This is a genomic window from Enterobacter sp. K16B (assembly GCF_020216105.1).
GTDB classification, from domain to species: Bacteria; Pseudomonadota; Gammaproteobacteria; order Enterobacterales; family Enterobacteriaceae; genus Enterobacter; species Enterobacter sichuanensis.
Window position 1 is genome coordinate 1 of record NZ_JAIWJZ010000166.1, and the last position, 8,813, is coordinate 8,813.

Here is an 8,813-nt window from a genome sequence, read left to right on the forward strand (position 1 = left end):
CCGCCTGGATCACCGTAGGGAAAGGCGAAAACGCCCGGGAGTCTGTCACCTCCATCAGCAGTGGCTTTGCCTGGCTAATGCTCAACGTCGGGTTGCCGAAGCCGCTGGCGGCCTGGCTGCGTCAGGAAATTCAGCAGATTAATCAGCAGAACATCCACCGGGATGATGTCGACACCCGCACGGAAATTCTTCCCGGCATCACGACCCCCGTATTTCCGGAAGCGTCCGGGGTGGCGCTTCCCGCCACCCTGTCGCTGGTTTGCTATCACACGCCTGAGCTGTGCGAGCTTGCCAGCATGCTGCAAACACGCCTGAAAAAGCGCGGCTGCGAGCTGATCATCCACAGGAAAGATCGTGAGGCGTGGCATGTCCCCGACGCGCTGACGCAGGCGGATATCTTACTGGGGGATTATCTGGCGGGGGAATTGCCGGTCTTTGCGCTGGCAGAGTGGTTTACTGAAGAGCCTGCCTGGGCCACCGCCCTGGGGCAGGGTCCGTGGCAAAAAGCGAAGCAGACCCTGATGCGCTATTGCGAAAGCGAGGAGAGCCTGCAAACAGCGCTGCCGTCTTTCTTCCAGTCCTTACTTGAAAGCGGCGCCTGCACGCCGCTGTTCCACTACCGCTATCGTCTTAATACCCTGGAAAACGTGCAGGACATTGTGCTGACCGCCAGCGGCTGGCTCGATTTTACCCGCGCCTGGCTGCCGCCAGCTCAGGAACGTACCACCAGCGCGTCGTAGCCGCGCCAGCGGTAGTTGACCATCGAGATCAGCCAGCAGGCGACAAACAGCCCGACGACCACAAACCCGGCGTTGCCCAGGTTGTCGTTCACCGCGCCAATCACATCCCAGACGCCGCCGCTGAGGCCGAATTTGTCCATCAGCAGACCCAGCGCTTCCAGCCCGCCGATAAACAGCGCCACCACCACGGAGGTGCCGGTGATGGTCATGTTGTAGTAAAGCTTGCGCTGTGGCTTGTTAAACGCCCAGCCGTAGGCCCCCACCATCAGCAAATTGTCGAGAGTATCCACCAGCGCCATGCCGCTGGCGAAGAGCGCCGGGAAAACCATGATGGACCACACCGACATGCCGTTTGAGGCGCTGGCGGCAGAGATACCCAGCACGCCAATCTCGGTGGCGGTATCAAACCCCAGGCCAAACAGAAAACCGACCAGGTACATCTGCCAGCTCTTGTTGACCAGGCGGAACGTCGCGCCGAACAGCCAGTTCATCACCCCGCCCTGCGCCGGAAGCGCAATCTCCCCCTGCACGGGCTTGCCGTTTTTCAGCGCCTGGAAACTGCGCCACACGCCGCGCAGGATCACCATATTCACCAGCGCCATTGCCAGCAGGAAGGTCGCCGACACCGCCGTGCCAATCAGGCTGCCGGTCTCGTGAAACCACGCCATATTCTTCTGAAACGCCGTGGCGGTCGCGGCAATGGCAATGGAGGCCAGCACCACAATGGTAGAGTGCCCCAGCGAGAACCAGGCTCCGACGCCGGACGGGCGTTTTCCCTGCTGCATCATCTTACGCGTCACGGTATCGATGGCCGCAATGTGGTCGGCATCCACCGCATGACGCAGTCCGTAGCACCAGGCCAGCAGGCTTGCCGCCATCAGCGCCGTGCTGTCGCTGAAGGTGTGCCATGCCCATCCCCAGGCCAGCAGGTTTGCCATTACCAGAGCCAGCAGCAGAAGCGCGGCGCGAGGTTCATTGCGTAAGAGTCGTAACATTTTAAATCCTTTGTGAACATGACCGGGCAGCGGCGACCACCGCCTGCCCGAAGGAGATCGCTCCGTCACCTGCGGGCAGGCGCGAAGGAAAAAGAAGCGTAAAGTCAGAAAGATAATGACGCAGACGCGCGCGCAGCAGACGGTTATGCAACACGCCGCCGCTGAAACACACCGTAGTCAGCGACAAGCGCCGGGCATGGAGCGCGGCAAGCTCCGCCAGCCCTTTTGCCAGCGCATCGTGAAACGCCCAGGCGCGCGCGCTGGGTTCCGCCTGCCACGCCAGCCATTGCTGCCAGAAAAGGGGAAGATTATCCACCGACAGCGTGACCGGATGCACAGCGCCTTCGCACTGCGACGCCAGGGCTTCGAGCCGACAGGCGGCTTCCCCTTCCCAGGATTGGCTTTCGATACCCAGTGCGCAGGCGATGGCGTCAAACAGGCGACCGCACGACGACGCCCGCGGCGCATTGATGCCGCGCTGGATAGCCTTCGCCAGCAGCGGCCAGTTCTGGCGTTGTACCGCACGCGTTTCCGGGTAGTGTTGCCAGTCAGGGACAAACGCCAGACAGTGGGCGAGGAGATTTCGCCACGGCTGCCGGGCCGCGAGATCGCCACCCGGTAGCGCCACGGCCGGCAGCCCCCCCAGACGTTCGCAGGTAAGATAGTTCACCCGCAGGCACTCTCCGCCCCACAGCTCACCGTTTTCACCCATGCCGATCCCGTCCAGCGTCAGGGCGATAGCGTCTCCGCCATCGAGCGGCCAGCCGTTTTCGGCCAGGCTCGCCGCTGCGTGGGCGTGATGGTGATGCACATTTTCAAGAGGCAATGCCTGCGCGTGCGCCCACTGGCGAGCACGGTATCCCGGATGGGCATCGCACACGACGCGCTCCGGCTGAAAGGCGTAAATGCCCTGCATCACCGACAGCGCTGAACGCCATTGCGCTTCCACACCGTCGTCACTGAGATCGCCAAAATGCTGGCTCAGCACCGCCTGGTTTCCGCGCACCAGGCAGAAGGTGTTTTTCATATCCGCCCCGGTGCATATCATGGCGGGAATATTTTCGAACCCGGCAGGTAACGTGATGGCATCGGGCACAAAACCACGCGCGCGGCGCAGCATCATACCGTCCCGATCCAACACTGAATCGTCCATCCGTTGCAGGATGTCACGGTTATGCAGCAGGAAGCCGTCCGCGATGTCGCTGAGCTCATCCAGTGCCTGCTGGTTGGTGAGGGCAGGCGGTCTGCCGCTGAGATTGCCGGAAGTCATCACCAGCGGGCGCTGGCAGTCCATCATCAGAAGATGCTGCAGCGGGTTCGCAGGAAGTATGATGCCCACGGTGTCCAGACCCGGCGCGATACCTTCCGGGAAGGCGGGCAGCCATGCTGTTGGCGTGAGCACGATGGGTGCGGCCGGTGAACATAACAACGTCTGAACCGGCTCAGGTAACCCATCCGCGTTCGGGATCATCACTGCCAGCGGTTTTGCTGGCCGCTGTTTGCGTGCCCGCAGCCTCGCCACCGCCCGCGGGTTGAGTGCATCACAGGCGAGGTGAAAGCCCCCCAGACCTTTGATGGCGACAATACCGCCGCTTTTCAGCATCTGCGCCGCCGCGCGCAGCGCAGCCTCGCGGACAGCAGTAACGTCCCCTGCCCGCCACTCAAGCGCGGGACCACAGTCCGGACAGGCGACCGGCTGGGCGTGAAAACGTCGGTCCGCGGGATGGCGATACTCCGCCTCACAAGGCGGGCAGAGCGGAAATGGCGCCATTGCCGTGGCCGGACGGTCATAGGGCATGGCGCGAATAATGGTGAAACGCGGGCCGCAGTGGGTACAGTTGATAAACGGGTAGCGGTAACGGCGCTCGTGCGGATCGTTCATCTCCGCCAGACAGGCGGAACACGTGGCAGCATCCGGTACAATCTGGGTGTCCATCGTCCCACCCGCGCTGTGGCGGATGGTGAACGCCTCCGGCGCATGCGTCCAGGTGAAGGGCTGCGTGTCGATACTGTCGATGCGTGCCAGCGGCGGGCAGTCCTGGCGCAGCCTCGCGGTGAAATGCCCCCCATTACCCGCGAGGCGCACCAGCACGCCCTCTCCGTCGTTGCAGACATCGCCGGTCAACTGCAGCGCCTGCGCAAGCTGCCAGACGAAGGGACGAAACCCCACGCCCTGCACCTTGCCACGCACCCGCAGCTGGATGCCGTTACCGCTCATAACGACTCAGAACAACAGCGATGACGACGTGTCGAACGCCGCGCGACGGCGCTTCTCGGCGCTCATCTGCTCAAGCTTATCGCGATCCACGCAGACCAGCGCGTGGGTCGGGCAGACTTCCATACAGGCCGGACCGGCTTCGCGGTGGTAACAGAGGTCACATTTATTGGCTTCGGCTTTCTCCGCCCGCACGTTCAGTCCCATGCCGCTGTTACGCACGACCGGACGAACCACCACTTCCATCGCGCCATACGGGCAGGCAACGACGCAGGTTTTGCAGCCAATACAGCGCTCCTGCATCACATGCACAAACCCTTTTTCACGCGCGATCGCCCCGTTCGGGCAGACGTTGGCGCACGGCGCATCTTCGCACTGACGGCAGATAGCGGCGGTGGAAATATTCACGCCTTTAATGACGTGGATGCGCGGTAAAAACGTCTCAGGGGTGAGCGACGCGCAATCCTGATCCGCCTGATGGGAAACCACGCACGCCACTTCGCAGGTACGGCAACCAATACACTTACTGGCATCGGCCATAATAAAACGGTTCATCTGCTTCTCCAGCATTACAGTTATGCGCGGAGATATTCATAAACCGTGCCAATTATTAAAGCCTTGATTTATCGCAATTTTATAATCGACACCGGGGCTGTCATCGTCATTTGTGACGATGACAGCTGTCGACATCAGCGATGCGGGCCGTCAATAACCGAGTCACGCAGGACCAGCTCACCGGAGAAGGTTTGCTGATATTTAAACTCACCGCCGTCGAGCATGAAGATCAGGCGGCTGATGGTCTCTTTAATCATCTCCGTCACCGGGACGCGCACGCTGGAGAGCGACGGCACGATGTAAGGGGCTATCGCCACATCGTCGAAACCAATCACCGACACCGCCTCCGGTGTCGCAACACCGCTGTCGTGCAACTGCTTCATGGCACCGATTGCCATATCGTCATTACTCGCCACCAGCGCGGTAAAGCGTTCTCCGCGCGCAAGTAGTTCAGCCACCGCCGCCGCGCCGCTGGCCGGGTTCCACTTCCCCTGCGCAATCAGCCCTTCGCGCAGCGGAATGCCGTGCTGCGCCAGGGCGTCCTTGTAGCCGGAGAGACGCTCAACCCCGGTAGGAGAATCCAGCGAGCCGGTGATAAACGCAATCTCCCGGTGCCCTTTCGCAATCAGCTGCGCCACCGCATCCTGGCTCGAGGCTTTATGATCGGACCAGACGCAGTGGCTGCTGTTTTTCCGCAGGCGGCGGTTGAGCACCATAATGGGCTGCTCGCACTTCTCGACGATCTCATCCATCTCTTCCACGCTCAGGAAACGCGGATAGATAATCACCGCGTCGCAGCGCATATCGAGCAGGTACTGGATCGCTTCGCGCTCCTCATCAGCGCTGTGCTTGCCGTCGGCGAGGATCAGCTGCCGCCCTTTTTCTTCCGTCATGCGCGCGGCGTGAAACAGCAGTTCGCTGAAGTAGACGCCGTGATACAAGGTGTTGGTCACCACCAGCCCCAGCGTCTGGGTACGTTTGGTCGCCAGGTTGCGCGCCAGTAAATTCGGGCGATAGCCGCTCTCTTCAATGGCCTGAAACACCCGGTCTTTGGTCTCCTGGCTGACGTAACCATTTCCCGACAGCACCCGGGACACCGTGGCCTTCGAAACGCCTGCCCGCTTCGCCACTTCAAGCATCGTGGTCATGTTGTTATTCCGTCTGAATCTGATGGACCGCAGTGTACTGCACTGCGGAAAAATTGTCGCAACGGCAAAATCACGCTTTCAGCACGTCATTGCGATCTGCATCACGAAACGAAAATATGGTCAAAAAGCGATCTTGTTTCATCCATAAAAACTCATGATGATTATGTGGAACCGGTTTCCTACATTTCTCACAACGATAACAGGATCTCATCCGATGGCCAAAAATTACGCAGCGCTGGCGAACGACGTGGTCAGCGCGCTGGGCGGCAAAGAGAACATCGTCGCCCTCACCCACTGCATGACGCGTCTGCGTTTCGTCCTGAAAGACGAAAGCCTTATCGACGCGGCACGCCTGAAAAGCATCAGCGGCGTGCTCGGCGTCGTGCGCAACGACAACCAGTGCCAGGTGATCATTGGCAATACCGTCTCTCAGGCGTATCGCGAGGTGGTGAGCCTGCTGCCGACGGACCTGCAGCCCGAGGTGCCGGAAGGGCCGCAGAAGTTGACGTTGCGCCGCATTGGCGCCGGGATCCTCGACGCGCTGATCGGCACCATGTCCCCACTGATCCCGGCGATCATCGGCGGTTCGATGGTTAAACTGCTGGCGATGATCCTTGAGATGACCGGCGTGCTGCCAAAAGGCGCACCGACGCTCACCATTTTGACCGTCATCGGCGACGGCGCGTTCTTCTTCCTGCCGCTGATGGTGGCGGCCTCGGCGGCGGTGAAATTCAAGACCAACATGTCGCTGGCGATTGCCATTGCCGGTGTGCTGGTCCACCCGAGGCTTTATCGAGCTGATGGCGAAAGCCGCGCAGGGTGAACACGTTGAGTTCGCCTTTATTCCGGTGACCGCGGTGAAATACACCTACACCGTTATTCCGGCGCTGGTGATGACCTGGTGCCTGTCGTACATCGAACGCTGGGTGGATCGCATCACCCCGGCGGTGACGAAAAACTTCCTGAAGCCGATGCTGATCGTGCTGATTGCCGCCCCGCTCGCCATCGTGCTGATTGGCCCGCTGGGGATCTGGATCGGTAGCGCCATCTCCGCGCTGGTCTACACCATTCACGGTTACCTGGGCTGGCTCTCCGTGGCGATCATGGGTGCATTGTGGCCGCTGCTGGTAATGACCGGGATGCACCGCGTGTTTACCCCAACCATCATCCAGACCATTGCCGAAACGGGCAAAGAAGGGATGGTCATGCCGTCAGAGATCGGCGCCAACCTGTCGCTCGGTGGTTCGTCGCTGGCAGTGGCGTGGAAAACTAAAAACCCGGAACTGCGCCAGACGGCGCTGGCGGCGGCAGCCTCTGCCATTATGGCGGGGATCTCTGAACCGGCCCTGTACGGCGTCGCTATCCGTCTGAAACGCCCGCTGATTGCCAGCCTGATAAGCGGCTTTATCTGCGGCGCGGTGGCCGGTATCGCCGGGCTTGCCAGCCACTCAATGGCCGCGCCGGGGCTGTTTACCAGCGTGCAGTTCTTTGACCCGGCAAACCCGATGACCATCGTCTGGGTGTTTGGCGTGATGGGTCTGGCAGTGGTGCTGTCGTTTGTTCTGACCCTGCTTTTAGGGTTTGAGGATATCCCGGTCGAAGACGACGCCGAAAAAGCGCGTGCCCTGCAGAGCGCACCGGTACCGAACAACGCAGCAAAAGCATAAATTGAAAGCGAGGTAAGAATGTCTGTTTTTCCACAAGGATTTTTATGGGGCGGCGCGCTTGCCGCCAACCAGAGTGAAGGGGCTTACCGTGAAGGCGGCAAGGGACTGACCACGGTCGATATGATCCCCCACGGCGCGAATCGCCTGGCGGTAAAGCTCGGTAAGGAAAAGCGTTTTTCGCTGCGTGACGACGAGTTCTACCCGAGCCACGAGGCGATTGATTTTTACCATCGCTATAAAGAAGACATCGCCCTGATGGCGGAGATGGGCTTTACGGTGTTCCGTACCTCGATTGCCTGGAGCCGCCTCTACCCGAACGGCGACGAACCGCTGCCCAATAAAGAGGGCATTGCCTTCTACCGCGCGATGTTTGAAGAGTGCAAAAAGTACAACATCGAGCCGCTGGTGACCCTCTGCCACTTCGACGTGCCGATGCACCTGGTAACGGAGTACGGATCCTGGCGTAACCGCAAGATGGTAGATTTCTTCGCCCGCTACGCCCGCACCTGCTTTGAAGAGTTTAACGGGCTGGTGAAATACTGGCTGACCTTCAACGAAATCAACATTATGCTGCACAGCCCGTTCTCCGGCGCGGGGCTGGTGTTTGAGGAAGGTGAAAACGAAGACCAGGTGAAATACCAGGCCGCGCACCACGAGCTGGTGGCAAGCGCGCTGGCGACCAAAATCGCCCATGAGGTGAACCCGGAAAACCAGGTCGGCTGCATGCTGGCGGGTGGGAACTTCTACCCTTACTCCTGTAAGCCGGAAGACGTGTGGATGGCACTGGAGAAAGACCGCGAGAACCTGTTCTTTATCGACGTGCAGGCGCGCGGCCGCTATCCGGCCTACTCTGCCCGCGTGTTCCGCGAAAAAGGGGTGGTGATTGTTAAAGATCCGGGCGATGACGAACTGCTGAAAAACACCGTCGATTTTGTCTCGTTCAGCTATTACGCCTCGCGCTGCGCGTCGGCAGACATGAACGCGGGTAACACCAGCGCGGCGAACATCGTGAAATCCCTGCGCAACCCGCACATTGAGGTGAGCGAATGGGGTTGGGGCATCGACCCGCTCGGCCTGCGCATCACCATGAACATGATGTACGACCGCTACCAGAAGCCGCTGTTCCTGGTGGAAAACGGCCTCGGAGCGAAAGACGTCATTGATGAAAACGGCGAGATTAACGACGACTACCGCATCAGCTATCTGCGCGAGCATATCCGCGCGATGGGCGACGCGATTGAGGACGGCGTGCCGCTGATGGGTTACACCACCTGGGGCTGCATTGACCTGGTGTCGGCCTCAACGGGGGAGATGAGCAAGCGCTACGGGTTTGTCTACGTCGACCGTGACGATGCCGGCAACGGCACGCTGGACAGAAAGCGCAAGAAATCGTTCTGGTGGTATAAGAAGGTGATTGCAAGCAACGGGGCGGATCTGGCGTAGCATGTTTTGCCGGGTGGCGGCTTCGCCTTACCCGGCCTACAAAACCGTAG

The 8,813-nt window shown here is 60.3% G+C and carries 5 protein-coding genes and 2 pseudogenes; 3 read left to right on the plus strand and 4 right to left on the minus strand.

Annotated features, from left to right (window positions below):
• Positions 1 to 740: pseudogene (locus LDK53_RS21895) on the plus strand (ABC transporter substrate-binding protein); the annotation flags it as partial.
• Here the strand turns inward: LDK53_RS21895 and LDK53_RS21900 are convergent.
• The 4 genes from LDK53_RS21900 to LDK53_RS21915 all read right to left on the minus strand — a co-directional run bounded on the left by LDK53_RS21900 (position 713) and on the right by LDK53_RS21915 (position 5,653).
• Positions 713 to 1,735 (minus strand): HoxN/HupN/NixA family nickel/cobalt transporter, encoded by a 1,023-nt coding sequence (locus LDK53_RS21900; RefSeq protein ID WP_225288062.1) that lies wholly within the window; start codon positions 1,733 to 1,735, stop codon positions 713 to 715. The pseudogene LDK53_RS21895 and the gene LDK53_RS21900 sit on opposite strands and share 28 nt — an antisense overlap.
• A gap of 1 nt (position 1,736) precedes the next feature.
• Positions 1,737 to 3,953, minus strand: coding sequence for a carbamoyltransferase HypF (hypF, locus tag LDK53_RS21905; RefSeq protein ID WP_225288063.1), 2,217 nt, complete (start codon positions 3,951 to 3,953; stop codon positions 1,737 to 1,739).
• Between the two features lie 6 nt (positions 3,954 to 3,959).
• The gene (hydN, locus tag LDK53_RS21910; protein ID WP_225288064.1) at positions 3,960 to 4,505 is read right to left on the minus strand and encodes an electron transport protein HydN; all 546 of its coding nucleotides are present in this window, start codon (positions 4,503 to 4,505) and stop codon (positions 3,960 to 3,962) included.
• A 134-nt stretch (positions 4,506 to 4,639) separates the two neighbouring features.
• Positions 4,640 to 5,653, minus strand: a complete 1,014-nt coding sequence (locus tag LDK53_RS21915; protein ID WP_047959331.1) for a LacI family DNA-binding transcriptional regulator — start codon at positions 5,651 to 5,653, stop codon at positions 4,640 to 4,642.
• A 214-nt stretch (positions 5,654 to 5,867) separates the two neighbouring features.
• On the opposite strand from LDK53_RS21915, the pseudogene ascF reads away from it, so the two are divergent.
• Both ascF and LDK53_RS21925 read left to right on the plus strand, forming a co-directional pair.
• Positions 5,868 to 7,320, plus strand: a pseudogene (gene ascF / locus LDK53_RS21920) (PTS cellobiose/arbutin/salicin transporter subunit IIBC).
• A gap of 18 nt (positions 7,321 to 7,338) precedes the next feature.
• Positions 7,339 to 8,763: a 6-phospho-beta-glucosidase gene (locus LDK53_RS21925; RefSeq protein ID WP_225288065.1), complete on the plus strand. Its 1,425-nt coding sequence runs from the start codon at positions 7,339 to 7,341 to the stop codon at positions 8,761 to 8,763.
• Positions 8,764 to 8,813 lie beyond the last annotated feature (50 nt).